16 protein-coding genes are annotated in these 17,578 nt (G+C 40.9%); 6 read left to right on the top strand and 10 right to left on the bottom strand.

The features are described 5' to 3' along the window. Nucleotides 1-99 precede the first annotated feature (99 nt). Nucleotides 100-795 (bottom strand): hypothetical protein, encoded by a 696-nt coding sequence (locus tag G5S32_RS19300; protein WP_165313777.1) that lies wholly within the window; start codon nt 793-795, stop codon nt 100-102. A gap of 271 nt (nt 796-1,066) precedes the next feature. On the opposite strand from G5S32_RS19300, the gene G5S32_RS19295 reads away from it, so the two are divergent. Both G5S32_RS19295 and G5S32_RS19290 read left to right on the top strand, forming a co-directional pair. Beyond that, nucleotides 1,067-1,843, top strand: coding sequence for an SDR family NAD(P)-dependent oxidoreductase (locus G5S32_RS19295; RefSeq protein ID WP_165313776.1), 777 nt, complete (start codon nt 1,067-1,069; stop codon nt 1,841-1,843). 152 nt (nt 1,844-1,995) lie between these two features. Next, nucleotides 1,996-2,352 carry a DnaJ family domain-containing protein gene (locus tag G5S32_RS19290; protein ID WP_165313775.1) on the top strand — a complete coding sequence of 119 codons (357 nt, stop codon included), beginning with the start codon at nt 1,996-1,998 and terminating at the stop codon, nt 2,350-2,352. Between the two features lie 5 nt (nt 2,353-2,357). Here G5S32_RS19290 and G5S32_RS19285 read toward each other — a convergent pair whose 3' ends face one another. Next, nucleotides 2,358-3,521, bottom strand: a complete 1,164-nt coding sequence (locus tag G5S32_RS19285) for a benzoate/H(+) symporter BenE family transporter (RefSeq protein WP_165313774.1) — start codon at nt 3,519-3,521, stop codon at nt 2,358-2,360. A gap of 99 nt (nt 3,522-3,620) precedes the next feature. On the opposite strand from G5S32_RS19285, the gene G5S32_RS19280 reads away from it, so the two are divergent. Next, nucleotides 3,621-4,166, top strand: a complete 546-nt coding sequence (locus G5S32_RS19280) for a helix-turn-helix domain-containing protein (protein WP_165313773.1) — start codon at nt 3,621-3,623, stop codon at nt 4,164-4,166. 74 nt (nt 4,167-4,240) lie between these two features. Here G5S32_RS19280 and G5S32_RS19275 read toward each other — a convergent pair whose 3' ends face one another. Then, entirely contained in the window at nt 4,241-4,957 is a 717-nt protein-coding gene (locus G5S32_RS19275) for an exonuclease domain-containing protein (RefSeq protein ID WP_165313772.1), read from the bottom strand. Nucleotides 4,958-4,961: 4 nt separating this feature from the next. Beyond that, nucleotides 4,962-6,827: a DUF294 nucleotidyltransferase-like domain-containing protein gene (locus tag G5S32_RS19270; RefSeq protein ID WP_165313771.1), complete on the bottom strand. Its 1,866-nt coding sequence runs from the start codon at nt 6,825-6,827 to the stop codon at nt 4,962-4,964. Between the two features lie 578 nt (nt 6,828-7,405). Between G5S32_RS19270 and G5S32_RS19265 the strand changes: the two genes are divergently transcribed. The 3 genes from G5S32_RS19265 to G5S32_RS19255 all read left to right on the top strand — a co-directional run bounded on the left by G5S32_RS19265 (nt 7,406) and on the right by G5S32_RS19255 (nt 9,348). Beyond that, nucleotides 7,406-7,924, top strand: a complete 519-nt coding sequence (locus G5S32_RS19265) for a YgjV family protein (RefSeq protein WP_165313770.1) — start codon at nt 7,406-7,408, stop codon at nt 7,922-7,924. 13 nt (nt 7,925-7,937) lie between these two features. Beyond that, nucleotides 7,938-8,261: a cupin domain-containing protein gene (locus tag G5S32_RS19260; RefSeq protein WP_165313769.1), complete on the top strand. Its 324-nt coding sequence runs from the start codon at nt 7,938-7,940 to the stop codon at nt 8,259-8,261. Nucleotides 8,262-8,442: 181 nt separating this feature from the next. Beyond that, nucleotides 8,443-9,348: an alpha/beta hydrolase gene (locus tag G5S32_RS19255; RefSeq protein WP_165313768.1), complete on the top strand. Its 906-nt coding sequence runs from the start codon at nt 8,443-8,445 to the stop codon at nt 9,346-9,348. Between the two features lie 254 nt (nt 9,349-9,602). Here the strand turns inward: G5S32_RS19255 and G5S32_RS19250 are convergent, their stop codons facing one another. From G5S32_RS19250 to G5S32_RS19225, 6 genes are all read right to left on the bottom strand, one after another. Continuing rightward, nucleotides 9,603-11,075 carry an EmmdR/YeeO family multidrug/toxin efflux MATE transporter gene (locus G5S32_RS19250; RefSeq protein ID WP_246201128.1) on the bottom strand — a complete coding sequence of 491 codons (1,473 nt, stop codon included), beginning with the start codon at nt 11,073-11,075 and terminating at the stop codon, nt 9,603-9,605. Nucleotides 11,076-11,087: 12 nt separating this feature from the next. After that, nucleotides 11,088-12,749 (bottom strand): pectate lyase, encoded by a 1,662-nt coding sequence (locus G5S32_RS19245; protein WP_165313767.1) that lies wholly within the window; start codon nt 12,747-12,749, stop codon nt 11,088-11,090. A gap of 150 nt (nt 12,750-12,899) precedes the next feature. After that, nucleotides 12,900-14,180 carry an ABC transporter substrate-binding protein gene (locus tag G5S32_RS19240; protein WP_165313766.1) on the bottom strand — a complete coding sequence of 427 codons (1,281 nt, stop codon included), beginning with the start codon at nt 14,178-14,180 and terminating at the stop codon, nt 12,900-12,902. Between the two features lie 16 nt (nt 14,181-14,196). Further along, nucleotides 14,197-15,333, bottom strand: coding sequence for an ABC transporter ATP-binding protein (locus G5S32_RS19235; protein WP_165313765.1), 1,137 nt, complete (start codon nt 15,331-15,333; stop codon nt 14,197-14,199). Nucleotides 15,334-15,351: 18 nt separating this feature from the next. Next, complete coding sequence (locus G5S32_RS19230; protein ID WP_165313764.1) at nt 15,352-16,245, bottom strand: carbohydrate ABC transporter permease; 894 nt, start codon at nt 16,243-16,245, stop codon at nt 15,352-15,354. Further along, entirely contained in the window at nt 16,245-17,132 is an 888-nt protein-coding gene (locus G5S32_RS19225) for a carbohydrate ABC transporter permease (protein WP_165313763.1), read from the bottom strand. Before G5S32_RS19225 ends, G5S32_RS19230 begins: the two co-directional genes overlap by 1 nt. Between the last annotated feature and the right edge of the window lie 446 nt (nt 17,133-17,578).

Below are 17,578 nucleotides of genomic sequence, written 5' to 3'. Positions count from 1 at the left end.
AACCTGATTAAATCATAGTCATAAAAAATAATGGAATGAGAGTACAAAAAAACTCTCGTTTCGTTTGTAACGAGAGCCTCATAAAGAAGAAGGATATATTTATTTAGACTTTACAAATTCAATCTGAGTACCAGGGAACACCTGAACGATATAACGAGCAGTAGTATAAATAAGTAGTGCGATCCCTACCATTTCAAGTGTCTCTTCACAGGTATAACTCATAGCGTAAATAAAAGAATCCGTGCCTGATTGCTGGGCAATAACACCACCAATCAACTCTAGACCTAATGCACCAGCTAGGAAGACACAACCTGAAAGCACGTACAAACCTAAAATGTTTCTCGGGAGATTAAGCAAAAATCGGAAATAGGCAATACCTAATACGATAGCTAGAAGACCGTAAGGAATCACCCATGCAAAATAGAAAACGCCTGACGTATGTAATGTGTCCCTTACAGGGCCAACCAGCATTTCATGAAATTCTGACGATTCATCAATTGATAAGAATGTAAAAATGAATGCCAAACCAAACCAAGGGAAACTAGATTCTTTTCTCAATCGATGCATATATCCAACAAGCGCGAGTAAAGCACTGGCAACGAACATAGCAAAGGAGGAATACAACGTTGGTACATTCATTTCAGTATCGACATCAACTAATCGAATGACGCTCTGAATATGTGGAAAATCTAGATTAAACCTTGCATAAATACCAAATAGATTAGCAATGACAAGTAACCCGATAACGAACAAAAACGTCGTCAAAATCGATTGGGGATTTAACTTTATATTCACTTTAGCTCTCCAAGATTTGGGTGCTCACTAAACTGTAACAGACATATAGAGTATGTAATAAAACGCACATTCAAATAATTTAATAATCCTAGCTACCAGACCGATATAACGTCTAGATCTTTCTCGCATTAATTGAATTTATAACGTCGTCGTAAACAGGATTATCACCCTTCTATGTGAAATGCGCTTCTAGTAGCTGGATAAATTGAAACCACTTTTCAAAAATGAGACTATAGCAACACCTATTTCTAATAGCCCATAAAGGTTTACCATGATAAACGACCTACAGAATAAGAAAGTCATCATCACTGGTTCGACAGGTGGTATCGGCTTAGCTACCGCTATGTTTCTCGCTAAAACTGGTGCTCATGTTACTCTTACCTCCTATCGAAACCATGTGGATATTGAAGATATTATTAGCAAAATTGAATCATTCGGAGGAACAGCAAGTTTCTATAAAGTGAATTTTGCTGATGAAGCAGAATGCCAAGACTTTGTTCACCAATTTGTAGCAGAGAATGGTGGCATTGACGTGTTGATTAATAACGTTGGCGGTCTGGTTAGCAGGAAAAGTACAGAGGACATTGACGAAGAATTTTTTGATGAAGTGGCTTACTTGAACATGCGTTCCGCTCAAACTATGGTCCGTTTATGCCTGCCTTATCTCAAACAATCTGCAACCCAAGAAAACTGGTCTGCGTCGGTTATTAATGTAGGCTCTATTGCAGCTTATAATGGCGGTGGCCCCGGAGCTTCACTGTATGCTGCATCTAAAGCTTGGTTACATACGATCAACCGCTCTTGGGCAAAAGCTTATGCCAAAGATAATATTCGTTTCAATGTTATAGCTCCAGGGACAGTTGATACAGCTTTCCACGCAGATAAAGATGAAGCAGCAAAGGCTGCTATCAGCCAAGGCATCCCAATGGGACGCTTAGGCACAGCAGATGAGATGGCACCTACTTTTGGGTATCTTGCATCTCATGCTATGTCTGGATATATCACGGGTGAGATTATCAACATCAATGGTGGTCAATTCATGGCTTAATTTTATCGAGCTGCATATACATCGCAGCTCGTCTTGATTCTACCTTTCATACCATACTGGGTTAAAACATGATCAGATTAAGCATCGGTGCAGTAATGCATTTTCCAGTTTTATATCAAATAGTTAGACTTTAATTATATGTAGGGAAAAATATGAGTTCATTGATTGATCAAATCGCCGAGCAAAGAATTATGAAAGCCATCGAAGAAGGTCAGTTAAAATATCTTGCTGGTCATGGAAAACCTCTTGAACTTGAGGATGACAGAATGGTGCCTGAACACCTTCGTGTTGGTTATCGTATTCTCAAAAACGCAGGCTACATACCACCAGAACTTGAAGACCGAAATAGCGCCCTTAAAATGTGCGATTTGTTAGACCAGTGCCGAAAAAGTTCCTATGCCGAGGTTGAAACAATTAAAAAGCTACGCGAGATTGAATTACGCATGAAAATCAGAGGCGTAGATACCCGTTTCATATACCAATATCTACACCGAAATAAGACTGATTAAACCGTCTATTGTGGTCTTTTCGTAAGAAACCGAATATGTAGCAATCCTGCAGCCAATCCCCACACAACAGAACTAACACCAAGAAATGTTACTCCTGATAGCGTAATCAAAAACGTATACAACGCCGATTCACGTAAGCTTTCATCTTTAAAGGCTGTCTGAAAACACATGAGTAAAGTCCCTAACAGAGCTAATCCCGCCAGAATTTGCGTTACTTCTTTAGGTAGAGCAAGGAAAATTGCGACGACCGTTGTTGCCCAAATGCCGGCTATCAGATAAAACACTCCAGCCCAGATTACCGCTCGGTATCTTTGTGAAGGATCTTCATCAACATCCTTGTTCATACAAATTGCTGCAGAGATAGCCGCTAAGTTCACGCTAAAGCCGCCAAAAGGCGCAAATAGAATATTCACAATGCCTGTACCCAAAAGCAGAGGTTTAACAGGCACTTCATAAGCATGCGATCTCATCATGGCAATACCCGGCAAGTTCTGTGACAGCATAGTGATGATATAAAGCGGAAGGCTTAAGTTAATCATGGCAGATATGTCGATATCCGGTGTGATCCACTCAGGTTTGGCAAAAGTTAAAGAGATGTGTTGATTGTCGAATGCGTCCCCAGTAATTGAACAAACAATCCCAACAGCCAGTAAGATTGCCATGGTGTATTGAGGTAAAAACCGTTTGCCGATTAAAAATGCCGCAAACATAGAAAAGAAAATAGCTGGGTTAGTCATGACTGGACTAAACGTTTTTACACAAAATGAAAGCAATATCGCACCCAACATCGCTGTCGCTAATTGCGCTGGGATATGTGCAAGAGCTTTACTTAATGGAGAGATCAAACCTGTTAATACAATCAATAATCCTGAAATAACAAACGCCCCTATCACTACAGGCATCTCGTACTGCCCAACAGCAGCAACAAGCATAGCAGCCCCAGGAGTTGACCATGCTGTCAATACAGGCTTCTTAAAATACCAAGAAAACAAAATAGAAGTGACACCCATTGCCACACCGAGCGCCATTAACCAGCTCTCAATTTGCGAAGATGTTGCGCCAGCAGCCGTTGCAGCTTGTATGATGATAACAACAGAGCTGGTATAGCCTACTAAAACCGCTGTAAATCCAGCAGAAATATGACCTAAATTGAACAATCCCTTTTGCATTTGATTCCCTATTCCTAGAAATTCTACCTATTGTGCGTTATAACGTACGTGGTTGATAATATCACCGTGCGCTATAACGCACAACAAGGAAATCAAATTGTGGACGACACTATTTTCAAAACTCAGATAGCCAGTTATTTACGCTCACTTCGAACAGACAAAGGCTTGAGTCTCGATGCAGCTTCCAAACTGACTGGAGTATCCAAAGCAATGCTTGGTCAGATAGAAAGAGGTGAATCAAGCCCGACTATCTCAACCTTATGGAAAATAGCCAGCGGGTTGGAAACCTCATTTTCAGCCTTTTTTGCTGATGAACCGCAACTTCGCAGCAGTGAACTCACTTTCCCTGATGATCACAAGATGAAGGTAAATACACTTTTCCCATATCGAGAAGACGCAGGGTTCGAAATGTTTGAAATTACCCTGACTGATCAACATAAACAGATGTCAGAAGCGCACGATGTGGGCGTAATAGAACATGTTCACGTTCTTAATGGTGACCTTAATCTCTACTTCGAGGGGCAGTGGCATCGTTTACTTCAAGGACAAAATATCCGCTTTATGGCAGACCAGCCACATGGCTACCAAGCAGTTGCCGAGAAGACTGTTTTTCAGAATATTGTCAGCTACCCGAGAAGGTCATGAATTAAAAAAATAACCGCCACTTAGGCGGTTATGTATATCTGAATACTCTACATGAAACTCTGCGATCTCTTTTGCTAAGACTGGATTTTCTTAAGGGTCATTCCCTTAATGTGTCCTAACTTAAGCTTTTTGTACTGTACTAAAAACAGCTCAGCACAAGAAAGTGCATCACTCCCGGCTGAATGCTCAAGATAATTCGGCAGTTTGTAGTGACGACGCATGTCATTAAGCTGATAGCTTTTATGTGTACCTGTTTTACCCGCATAGCTAAAACGTTTTTCAATATGTATCGTATCAATGAAATACGCTGGAAACACATCAAGCTGATAGTATTGTTCTAAAAATGCTTCAATAAAGCTTTTTTCGATATTACAGCTATGCGCAAGAATCACTCTTCCTTTTGCCCTTTCAAGCAAACGCTCCATACCCTGCTCTAAAGGAACGCCATTAGCTAAAGCTTGTGGTGTTAAGCCATTAATTTTCGCAGATTCCGCTTTGATGTATTCACCGTTATCAATTAGCACCTCTTCAGAATTGGAGAGTTCAATCTGATCTAAAGTGAATTCAACCATACCTATCGATAGAATCTTGTCCTTTTGGACATTTAACCCCGATGTTTCGAAATCGATAGCCAAATACTCAAGCTGATTGAGCGGTGTATCTAAATCGGCCAAAGGCTGTGACATATATTCTTTAAAAGCGTCAGGCCAGTTTTCATTGAACTCTACTGACCTTCTCAGCTCTTCAGACGCCGAATGAGACTCCGTCCCTTTAAACATACGACGAATCATATTGTTACCCCACAAGGAACTTCAGTTTTGCCACATCTTGTAGCTCACTGATAATTTTGAATGCATCCTTCAAGTGCTTTCTTTCAAAACTACTGAACTCAGCTGGTGAGATATGATTGTTAGGCTCTCGGCCAGACAAAATAGCATTAAGTTGATGGCGGAAACGTACCTGTGTAAGGAAGCGATATGCACCAATAATGTTTTGGCAACTGTCTTCAGATAAAGTGCCATGTTCAGCAGCATAACGAAAACGCTCCTCTGTCCCCGTTAAAGAACCTCCGGCAGCCAAGCTAAATATGCGAGCTAAGTCGATGATAAGATTTAACGCGTACTTTTTGATATTCAGCGTGTTGCTATTTTCGCCCCCTTTCTCCAAAACTAAGCTATTGAAAATGCTTAGTGGCGGCTGAGTATCTATAGCATCACGCACCAGAGCTGGAATGAACTTACCGCTCTTTTGAATACAGTCATGCAGATGCTGCTGAATTTGTTCTGCATAATCGCGGTTACCATAGATAGAACGTACTTCGAGGAACACACTGATACTAAGCAGCTTGTTATATTCAGGGCTCGAAACCCACTTACTGTAGTAGTCTTTCCATACTGAAATTGGTTGACACCACTTAGGTGTTGCAGCCATGTATTTGCCATCGCAAAGAGGATAGCCACACGCAGCCAGACCATTACATACTTTCATTGCTAAATGAGTAAAATATGCTTTTTGGTCATCAGTTACATCATCTGATAGAACCAAAGCGCTATCTTGGTCTGAAAGCATATGTACTTCATTTCGCGCATGTGAACCTGCGACAATCCATGCATAATCGCATGGTGCGGGTCCAAGAAGGTCTTCGCTTAACTGAATAATGCGTCGAGTGAACGCATCCATTATGGTCGACATAACTCGACCTTGAATTTCTGCGCTTACACCGCTCTCAACTAACGCTTGAAAAATAGTTTCACGCTCTTCTTTCAATGTGGCCAATGCACTGATTGAACTGGTATATTTGATTTTCTGAATTAAGAACAGTGATTGCGTTCTGTGATTATGTACAAGGTGTGACGTTGTTAATAGACCCACAACTTTACGATCATTAACCACTGGCAAGCAACGTATATTGTATTGCAGCATCAGTGAAATGGCTTCAATCACTTTAGAGCTACTTTCTACCAAAACAGGATTCGGTGTCATCACCATAGAGATTGGCATACTAGTATCGATACTGGTTGCAACTACAGAACGCGTCATATCACGGTCCGTAACTAAACCGACAATCTCACTGTTCTTCATAACAACGGCACACGAACTGCGCTGTCTGCCACACATTTCACGAGCAACGTCTTTAATAGAATTATTTACATCAACAATCGCAATATTTTCACTGGCTATTTCTCCAACAGTTCGGAAGAACAATCCTTTGTCTTCTTTACGGAAGACCTGCTTAACAGCTGAGCTCAAACGTATATTCGCCTTAGCCGCAAAGTAATCTTCAAACTCAGGATGGCTTTCACATACATCTTTTAACACTTGATGTGGAATAAGATAGAGTAACGAATCTTCAATCGCTTCTGCTTGATAACCATCTTCAGAATGCGCCAACGGTTGAAGGAATGTAAAACCAAATTGGTCATCCTCACCTAAGCGAGCGCGCAGTTCCCCTAAAGGTGTTCTTTGCTCAATTGCGCCTGTTCTAATAATGTATAGGTAACGCTTTTCACACAACGCACTGAAACCAATCACTTCTCCTTCAACCAAATATTTGATTTTTACTGAATTGGCGATAGTAGTCACAACAGAGGATGGTAGCCGATCAAATGGGTCGATTTTGACCAAAAAGCTGTGAATGTTAGGAGTAATTGAAGTACTCATATTTACCTATCTTCTTATTAACAATGAATTGAACCAGTTTTCTACTCAAGCGGAGTAATTCTTTCCACAGATGTATTTCAGTTAACATCATTAACCTTTACAATACTGAAACGCTGTTTTAATAGTACCATTGTATAGTAACTAATTGCTGCTTTGCTATGCAAAAAATCAGCAAAATCTCATAGATAAACAACGGTATAGGCCTTCTTCACGAAATTTAAAAACATTATTTAATTATTTGTTTTAACACATGATTTATTAATAATAAACGTTGCTATCCACTCTATTTTGTCTTTGTATGTTTATACAAGAAAAGTGTTACAACTCACTAAAATGAAAAGCAGTTTTAAAAATAATTGCATAAAATAAAATTTTTATGTACTGTACGATACATAGAACACTCTGATACTAGTGCCGAATTCATTAAGTTTAGTGTTAATCGCTAGCTAAGCATTAGTGGCAAAAGTAATATGACCTTAATGACTCGCAGATTTTCGGCGATGTACAGTCAAAAACGGTTCTGAGTAGCTTTCGTGGTTATGCTCAGTTGTTTGTAACCTTTTGGGTGTGAGAGTTGGATGGAATTTTCGTTTGCTCAGGCTTTAGGTTTTGTCAGTTTTGCTTTAGGTATTTCTGCTTTTTATCAGAAAGATGATCGTAAATTGAAAATAATCATGTTGATTTTTAACATCAATCATTTGATTCATTTCTTTTTACTCGGTTCCATGACGTCGACATTAAGTGCGGCGTTATCAGCGGCTAGAACGGGGACATCCATTTATACGTCTTCAAAATATGTCGCTGCTATATTTGTAGTCTTAGGCCTTGGTTTAGGCTTGAGTATTACTGACCATTGGTGGGACATGTGGCCTATCCTTGGGACAGTTATCGGTACATACGCTGTATTTATGCTTAAAGGTATAATCATGCGTATCGCCTTCTTAACTGGAGGCATTTGTTGGTTGATTAACAACATAATCGTCGGATCGATTGGCGGGACAATGCTGGAAGCAACGTTAATTTGTGTTAACTTGCTTACCATTTATCGCTTAGTCAGCGATAAAAAGAAAACTGCAATTCCATCAGAAGCAATATAAGTAAGGGCAAGCTATGTTCGTATACAACAAAGACGTGAAATTAGAAGATCTAGGCAATGGTATTTCTCGCAAAATCCTTGCATACAGCGAAAACATTATGAGCGTAGAAGTTTACTTCGAAAAAGGTGCTGTTGGTACTCTACACAACCACCCACATGAGCAGCTAACTTACGTTCTTTCTGGCGAATTTGAGTTCACTATCGGTGACGAAAAGAAAATCGTAAAAGCGGGTGATGCACTATACAAAGAGCCAAACGTAATGCACGGCTGTGTATGTTTAGAAAAAGGCGTTCTTCTAGATAACTTCACGCCAATGCGTAAAGACTTCGTCGCTTAATAAATAATTTCTTATAACAACTATATTCCTAATCCCGACGCATAGGGACTAATGGATCTCCTTGCCAGTCTTTTAGACTGGCTTTTTTTTATCTGTCTAAAACGGCACGCCATACATTTTCATGAAGGGCGTTACTGCTATAGTAAGACGCTGAGCAAGTTCATATTTATGAGAGGGGAAGATGGAGTCTAGTCAAAAATTTGATTCACTAGCACAGCTGGATCTAACCAACAATATTTACCAATATTGGCCCTCTGCGGTTTGTGAAGAAAATACAACTGCATCGGTTTGGCATCGAGATCCTCTAGATCTCTCTTCAAACAGACTTATTGCTGGCGTATCTTCGCCAGAACTCATGGTGTTTACACCCGAAGAGTCTAACGGTATTGGTATCGTTGTCTTTCCCGGTGGTAGTTACCAAAGATTATCGATTGATAATGAAGGGCGTGATATAGGCAACACCTTCACAAAGTTTGGCTATACCGTTTTTGTCGCAACTTACCGTATGCCTGGAGAAGGTCATAGCTACGGCTCAGAAACATCATTAGCCGATGCTCAACGTGCTGTACGTTGGGTTCGAGTAAATCGCGAGAAATGGAACATCGAACAGGTAGGAATATTAGGCTTTTCAGCCGGTGGACACCTCGCAGGTCAATTGGCTACGCGTTTTAATACCACTGTCTATGACGCTTTGGATAATACCGACACACTTTCTGCTAAACCAGACTTTTGCGGTCTAATATATCCGGTGGTCACTATGGATACTGAGTTCGGCCATAAAGGTTCTGCGATTGAGTTACTAGGTTCAGATATCACTGAAGAAACATTACAACGTTACTCGATTGAGAAATGTGTACACGCAAAAATGGCACCATGTTTTCTAGTACATTCCAGCGATGACGACTCAGTACCAGTAGAAAACAGCATAGTGCTCTGGCAAGCATTACGTTCGCAACAAGTTCCCGTAGAAATGCACTTGTTCAACGAAGGTGGACACGGATTTGGCATTACAAAAGTGAAAGATAAGCCTGCACATCAATGGCCTACTCTATTCCATAAATGGGTCAGCTATATTTTAAAGATCTAGTAATACTGCTAATACCATCCTAGATAAAAATATGCTCAGACTGAGCATCGGCAGAACAGCGAATAGGCGTCAAACGCAAACGCGCATTCATTCGTCCCTGAAGCTCCGCTGAGCCATCCATGGCTCGGAGGGTTTGCTTATCGACGCCCATTCACTGATCAGGACATTTTCCAGAATGGTATAACTTTTCTATCTTAACCTAGCTAACAACAACATGGCCCCTGATGTCGCAACATTGCAGGGGCCATTTTCATTTACTTGATTGATGCTGAAGCGACTTTTACTTTTAGATAGCTTTTCAGCCATCCAAGTCTCATCATCCTAAAATAGAAGATAGATCCACGTATCCACCAGTCGGCAAACATACCCGACCAGATACCATAAATACCAAATTCAAAATAAATCCCCAATATGTAGCCAAGGACAATACGCCCACCCCACATGCTAGCAATCGAAATGTACATGGCAAACTTGGCGTCTTTGGCACCTTTAAACGCAGCGGGTAATACCCATGAGGCTGCCCAAGCAGGCATCATTATCGCGTTGATAAATACCAGATTGAGTATTACTTCAACAACATCCGCTTCATCTGTGTACCAAGCAGCCATATAAGGTGACAGAGGTACAAATACGGCGGAAAACAAGCACAAAACGATGGTAGCAGTCCAAAATATAAGCTGCATTTCCTGAAAAGCAGCTTTAGGCCTATTTTGCCCTAACCTTTTCCCCACCAATACTGTCGAAGTCATCGCCAGTGCGTTACCGGGAATATTAAGTAGTAATAACAAAGAAAACGTAATGACGTTGCCTGCCATTGCTACTGTTCCTAAACCTGCGACCATAATTTGGGTGATAAGTTTACCCAAGTTGAACATTAAAGACTCAACACTCGCCGGCACACCGACACCTAAAATATCAAACAGTATTTTCTTTTCGAAACCAGAGAAGTACTGACGGAAGCTAACAATAAAAGTACTGTTTCGAGTTAGACAAAGCAAGATAATCGCGGCACCTGCCCAGCGAGCTAATGTTATTCCTAGCCCAGCACCAACCATCCCAAAGCCTTGCCATTCAATACCCATAAATCCATGCATGCCATAAATCAGTGGATAACTGAACAGGATGTTTAGCAGGTTCATAACGATGTTAGACATAGCTGGCAATCGAGAGTTACCAACAGCGCGAAGAATGCCACTCCCTACCAGAGTTATCGCCAAGGCAGGATAGCTTAACGCGACAAGATTTAAATATTTGTCACTCAAGGCAATTACCTCTTCTTCCGCACCATAAGCAACGATATAGAGCATTGAGTCAGAGAAAAGGAAAATAGAGAACATAGATACAAGGGCTACAAGCAACCCTAGCACCATCACCTGCCCGGCAGCGGACAATGCAGATGCCCTATCACCTCGTCCAAATGATTGAGCAACAACAACTGATCCACCAAGTGCAACGGCAGTCATCACGGATATGATGATCCACGTAATACCATCAGTTAAACCAACAGCGGCGGTTTTATCCGCACCAAGACGTGCAACAAGTACAGTACTGATGATTCCCATCAGTACCACGCAGGAGAGTTCCAATATAATTGGCCAAGTAAATGGCCAAACATTACGTTTTAATAAAACTTTATGACGATAACGAACTTTTAAAGATAACTTTGGAAACAAAGGCCCACGAGTCATTTTCTCTGTGGGTCCAGGCTCCGAAGAAGAGTTTGACATGGCGACTCCTACTTAACGCGCAACCATAGCCATTTCATTGTGTGGCTGACCATATATCACATCTCGGTCATATACCACTTTTATTTCACCGTTAATGTTGCGATCACCATGTAAATAACCACCAGTTGAAATCATCTGAGGAATATCATCATATACACCTGCATACGCGGCTTCTAATGCCAACAAAGCATATGCAATTGGATCATCTAAACGTGCGTGCTCTTGAGAAAGATCTTCAACAAACAGTCCGCTCTCTTTGTGGTAGTGCTGATGAATTAAGTTCTGAGCTACACAATCAGCCAAAGTAAGAAGACGTTTATCGTCACTATGTTGGAATAGTTCCAGTAGAGCAAATAACAGATAGGTAGACGCAATAGATGTGTCTTTAGCCACAGATGAAGGTACCAGTGTTTCTGCATCTAGTGAGCCAAGCCCAAAACGTTCAAACATCTTCGCCGCTAATTCTTTCACTTGGGAATCAGAACTTGCTCGTGAAGCTCGAATCAGTGTTAAAAGGTATGCTGGATCCGCCGGACGACGAGCTAACGTTGTACCCATGTCACCATAATAACCATGACGTTTGAATGAGAAACCCGTTAAATCTGTACCATCAGTCCACATTGGAAGTACTTCGTTAGTTTCTGTATCCCATGCGTGAGAAAAATAGCCAACGATACCTTCAATAACCCAGTTAAGCCATTCTTCGTCATTCAAGTTTTGTACACAAGAAAGCATTGCTAGTGGGTTATCTACGACAACAGCCCAGCAGTCACGGAACAGAACATTAGCCTCTAATGCGATCTTTCCAAACTCAGGGCCAAATTGGCGTCTAGCGCGATCACCAAACCAAGAATAAGTAATTCGGTCATCTTCCGGAATTGGCTCACGCTGTTTCGGTGAAGAGAACTGATACACTGGCATATGAGTTTCTGGATGGCGAGCAGCAACAAACTGACGATAAAGGTGTTTCGCCCACTTTAGAGCGTCTTCATCACCTGTGTAACGGTAGTAATGACAAGCTGCATAAATTAAGTCCGTGGAAGCATTAACAAAAGTTAGGCCAACAGTTTCTGGTAACTCTGGCCATTTTTTAGGATCAACCACTTCTTTTGGCTGATGCAATTTAAATAGGTCATCAGGACACTCTTTACCGTATTCACCATGGCGAGTTAAGTCTAACTTTTCCCAATCCGTTACGTGCGCAGCCCAAAAACCTTTTAAAAAGTTTTCTGTTGCTTCTGGCTGCATTTGGAATAGCAAATCATAAAACGGGAAGTGATGCTTAAGCTCGTGCACACACTCTTTACTTGCAGGCCCTTCAATATCACCATTTTCCAAATTGACAAAACGATGTCCGCCCCACTGAAGTAACCCACTTGCTTTGTCAGCATAGTTATCTAAAAAGTATTCCGTAATATTCTGCGCTTCATGCAAATACAAGTTATTACCGGTTAACATACTCAGTGCAAGAAAACCACGCATTAAGTTCTGCTGACTGGCGAAATTACTCATCGGGACATGGTGTCCATCTGGGTAAATCCATTCAACTGGCTTTAGCGTTTTAATATTAATACCATCGGCAATTAAAGGGCTATGAGAGGATTTTCCAAGCTCTAAAGACTGTTGATAGAAACGGTTGATGATGGGAAGTAGAGAAACTCGAGACTCAGACATAATACTCTCTCCAAAAGCAGGAAGGTGTTGATAACAAGCGAGAAAATATAACTCGTATACTTTTTCGTTTGCTATAAACAAGCATACCCAAGTGACGTGACGTCACTTGGGTATTTAGTCTCCCCGAAAGGAGACTAAACTCACGCATTATTAGTTAATACGTTTAAGGATACGGTTACCGCGACGGATAAAGTCAGACGCTGCAGATTTAACATCTGTTTGACCGTAATCTAGTTTTTCCATGACTTCACCATATAGCTCCATTAGCTGAGCGTTATCAGTGTAAGTTGTTGGAAGAATTACTTTAGGTAGTGATTGACCTTGTAGGTAACCTAGGTAACCCAAGCCGTTTTGGTCAATTGCGTTAGCATCATGTAGAGCTTGCAGACCTTCTGAGCTTAGAGGAATACCACGAGATAAGCCTAGGATCTTAACACCATCAGGATCGTTCATCAGGAAGTTGATCAGCTTCGCAGCTTCTTCAGGGTGCTTAGTATTACGCCCCATAGAGAACATCATTGATGGACGAGCAAGTAGACCAGAGTCAGTTGCGCCTGGTGCCATTGGGTATGGAGCTAGTTCTAGAGTCATTGAAGGATCTAGGTTAGCGGCGTATTTACCAACGGCTGTATCCCACATGTATAGACCACCGAAGCGACCATCAATCCAAGGACGCATTTCGTAAAGGTTACCTTTACCGTATGACGCGAACTCTTTCGTTGATGGGAATACGTGGCTCTTAACTTGATCTACGTAAAGTTGGAAGAATTTTTCCATCTCTTTTTGATCGTAGTTTAGAACAACTTTCTCAGCGTCGATAATGTCTTTGCCCATAGTTTGAATCATGAGTGAACGGTTCATAGCGAACACGTCACGAGATTCGATAACTAGCGGGTAGTAATCAGCACCAAGATTCTTCTCGAATGCTTTACCAGCAGCCATTAGCTGATCCCAGTTTTCTGGGTATTCAACTCCTGCTTTTTCGAACATTGTCTTGTTAAAGTAGAACACGCGAGAAGTCATACTTACTGGAAGACCATTCACTTTTCCGCCGATAGTAGTCATATCTAGTGCAGATTTAGGGAACGCAGCCATATGAAGAGCATCTTTCTGCTGGTTCATATCGTAAAAGCCGTCACCATTCTTAGAGAATAGAGGTAGCCAGTTGTAGTTAGTTTGCATTACATCTGGTTCAGTGTTACCTGCTACCTGAGTAGTCATACGTGAAGTGTGACCATCCCAACCCGTGTATTCAGCTTTAACTTTAATACCAGGGTACTTCTCTTCAAACTTTTTCAATGCTTGCAGTGTAGATTGGTGACGGTCATTACCACCCCACCAAGACATACGTAGTTCTACATCAGCAAATGCTGAAGCAGACGTAGCACCAATTGCAGCAGCGATAAGTGTAGTCAATACCTTTTGATTCATGGAAATGTCTCCAGTTTTATTTTAGTAGAGAAATATTTTTCTCTGTTTTCTTATCGAAAATATGCACTTTGCTCATTTCAACAGCAAACTTCACATCTTTCTGTAGTTTCATGTCTAACTTAGTGCGAACATCGTCAACAGGTACACGTGCAGTTAGCTCTTTATCACCAACACGGAAGTAAACAAATACTTCATGACCCATGTTCTCCATACGAACAACATCACCAACGATAGTTTGAACATTTTCATCATCAGCGAGAGAAAGAGTAATATTGTCTGGACGAATACCGAACACAGTCTTGTCGTAACCGTTGCCACGTACTGCTTGCGTTTTCGCTTCAGGAAGAACTAGACGTTGGCCACCTAGAGAAACAAACATCTGGCCATTTTCATCTGTTAGCTCTACGTCAAGTAGGTTCATTTCTGGCGCGCCGATGAAGCCAGCTACGAACATATTCACTGGGCTGTTGTATAGCTCAGTAGGTGTATCAACTTGCATGATTTCGCCAAGTTTCATTACACAGATACGGTCGCCCATTGTCATCGCTTCTGTTTGGTCGTGCGTTACGTAAACAGCCGTTGCTGGGTTACCAGACTGCTTAAGGTGACGGTGTAGATCAGAAATACGAACACGCATCGATGCACGTAATTTTGCATCCAAGTTTGATAGAGGTTCATCGAATAGGAACACTTCTGGTTTCTTAACGATTGCACGACCTACCGCTACACGCTGAGCCTGACCACCAGAAAGCTGACGTGGTAGACGATCCAGTAGCTCTTCAATTTCAAGAATTTCAGCAGCTTCTTTAACGCGTGCTTCAATTTCTTCTTTTGGAAGCTTTTGCAGTTTCAAACCAAAACCTAGGTTCTCTTCTACTGTCATGTGTGGGTATAGCGCGTAGTTCTGGAATACCATCGCGATGCCGCGATCTTTTGGTGCCAAGTTATTCACTACTGTACCACCGATAGTGATTTCACCACCGCTGATTGTTTCTAGACCCGCTAACATACGTAGCGTAGTGGATTTTGCACAACCTGATGGGCCTACGATTACTAGGAACTCACCATCTTTGATTGTTAGATCGATACCGTGTACTGCTTTAAAACCGTTTGAATAAACTTTCTCTAGTTTATTAAATTTAACTTCTGCCATTTTACTTACTCCAAAAAATTAACCTTTAATACCGCTGCTAGCTGCGCCTTCGATAAAGTACTTCTGAGACATGAAGAACACGACGATTGACGGGATGATAGCGATAGATGCCATTGCTAGGATTTCATTCCACTTCGCGCCTTCTGTAACGTCGATTGACATTTTCAAAGCAAGTGCGATTGGGTACTTCTCTACACTTGATACGTAGATAAGTGGACCTAAGAAATCGTTTACTGACCACATGAACTGGAACAGTGCAACAGAGATGATTGCTGGGCGGATAACAGGAACCACTACGTGCCATAGCACTTGGAACGAGTTACAACCATCAATCATTGCAGCTTCTTCCATATCAGTTGGTACACCACGTAGGAACTGAACCAACATGAATACGAAGAAACCTTGTGTTGCAAATGCCAATGGCAAGTACAATGGTAGATAACTATCAAGTAAACCCATTTCGCGGAACATGATGTATTGCGGAATAAGTAGTACAGATTGTGGAAGCAGGATGCTTGCGATTAGCGTAGCAAACCAGAACTTCTTAAACGGAATTTCAAAACGCGCAAACGCGTATGCAACAATAGTTGAAGAAATTACAGTAAGAATAACTTTTGGTAATACATACAAGAATGTATTGATAATGTAGTGACCAAACGTAAATTCAGTACCGGTTTTCCAACCGTTAATGAAACCTTCTAAACTCCACTCACTTGGAATTAAGCTCATAGAAGAGAAGATTTCATGGTTTGGTTTCATTGCTGCAGTAAACATCCACAATAGTGGGTAAAGCATTAGGAAACCTACAGCAATCAATACGATGTAACGAATTGCTGCGTTAATCTTTTCACGACGAATCGTGCGCTCATTTTCTACGTTAGAAACAGAAGTCTCTGAAATTGCAGTTGTCATTATGATCTGCCTCCCTTATCACCTGAGTAGAACACCCAGTACTTCGACGAACGGAATGTGATTGACGTAAAGATTGCAACTACGATAAATAGTGCCCATGCCAATGCGCTGCCGTAACCCATATCAAAGAACTTAAACGCCGTCTCATAGATATATAGAGAGATCAGGTAAGTAGACTTCATTGGGCCGCCACCAGTGATTACGTAAGGAGCTGTAAACTCTTGGAATGCCTGAGTTGTTTGCATAATGAAGTTAAAGAAGATAACTGGTGTAATTAGTGGCACAGTTACTTTCATAAACATTTGCCATTTACTTGCACCGTCGATCATCGCAGCTTCATACTGAGATTGTGGTACGTTTTGTAGTGCTGCTAGGAAGATAACCATCGCAGAACCAAATTGCCACGCACGCAATAATGTAATAGAGAATAGCGCGAATGCAGGTTCACCTAACCAGTTGATAGGATCGATACCAATAAAGCCTAAAGCACCGTTTAGTACACCATCAATAGCAAATAGAGCGCGCCAAAGTACCGCGATTGCAATACTACTACCCAGAATTGAAGGGATATAATAGGCAGTACGGAAGAAGCCAATACCTCTTAACTTGAAGTTAAGGATAAACGCGATGCCAAGTGCAAATGCTAGTTTTACTGGAATGGTCAAGAAAACGTACAAGAATGTAACGCTCATTGATTTCCAAAAAGTATCATCTTCTGTGAGCATGTACCGATAGTTTTCAATACCGATGAATTCTGGTGAAGTCATCATGTCATAATCGGTAAAGCTCATCACGAATGATGAAATGAACGGAAAAGCGGTAAACATTATCAACCCTATGATATAGGGAGATAAGTACGCTAATCCAAGCTTACGATTTTCATACATTTTCTCGTCCTCGTATAGATAAATGACCGATGGGTTAGATACGTTCTCCCAGAGACCCATCGGCTTCCGCTATCTATTAAACCGTAATTTATAACGATTACCATGCGAAAACTCATTATTTGTGATCTTGGATATTATTTTTTTATTAAAGTAATAAAAAAATGAAACGAAGTTCCTATTTTAGCGATTATATGTTTCTAAATTTAAAATTTTCTTGATTTCCATGGAAACATCCCAGGTCTGACCAGAATGTATTGTAAATTAAAGCTATATTGATAGTTATAAATAGCTATCCTTGATGAAGCAGCCAAATGCACAAACACTAAATATTGATATAAATCAATTTTAATCACGGTTAGCGTTTTTATTAAACAAAAAAACAAATCACATTTATAAAATAATTATCAGCAGTTTATTAAATGATTGTTTTATCAATATTGAATAAT

The organism is Vibrio ziniensis, from assembly GCF_011064285.1.
Classification (GTDB): domain Bacteria; phylum Pseudomonadota; class Gammaproteobacteria; order Enterobacterales; family Vibrionaceae; genus Vibrio; species Vibrio ziniensis.
Note: the sequence above shows the minus strand (reverse complement) of the source record. Positions and strands in the feature narration are given on the sequence as shown.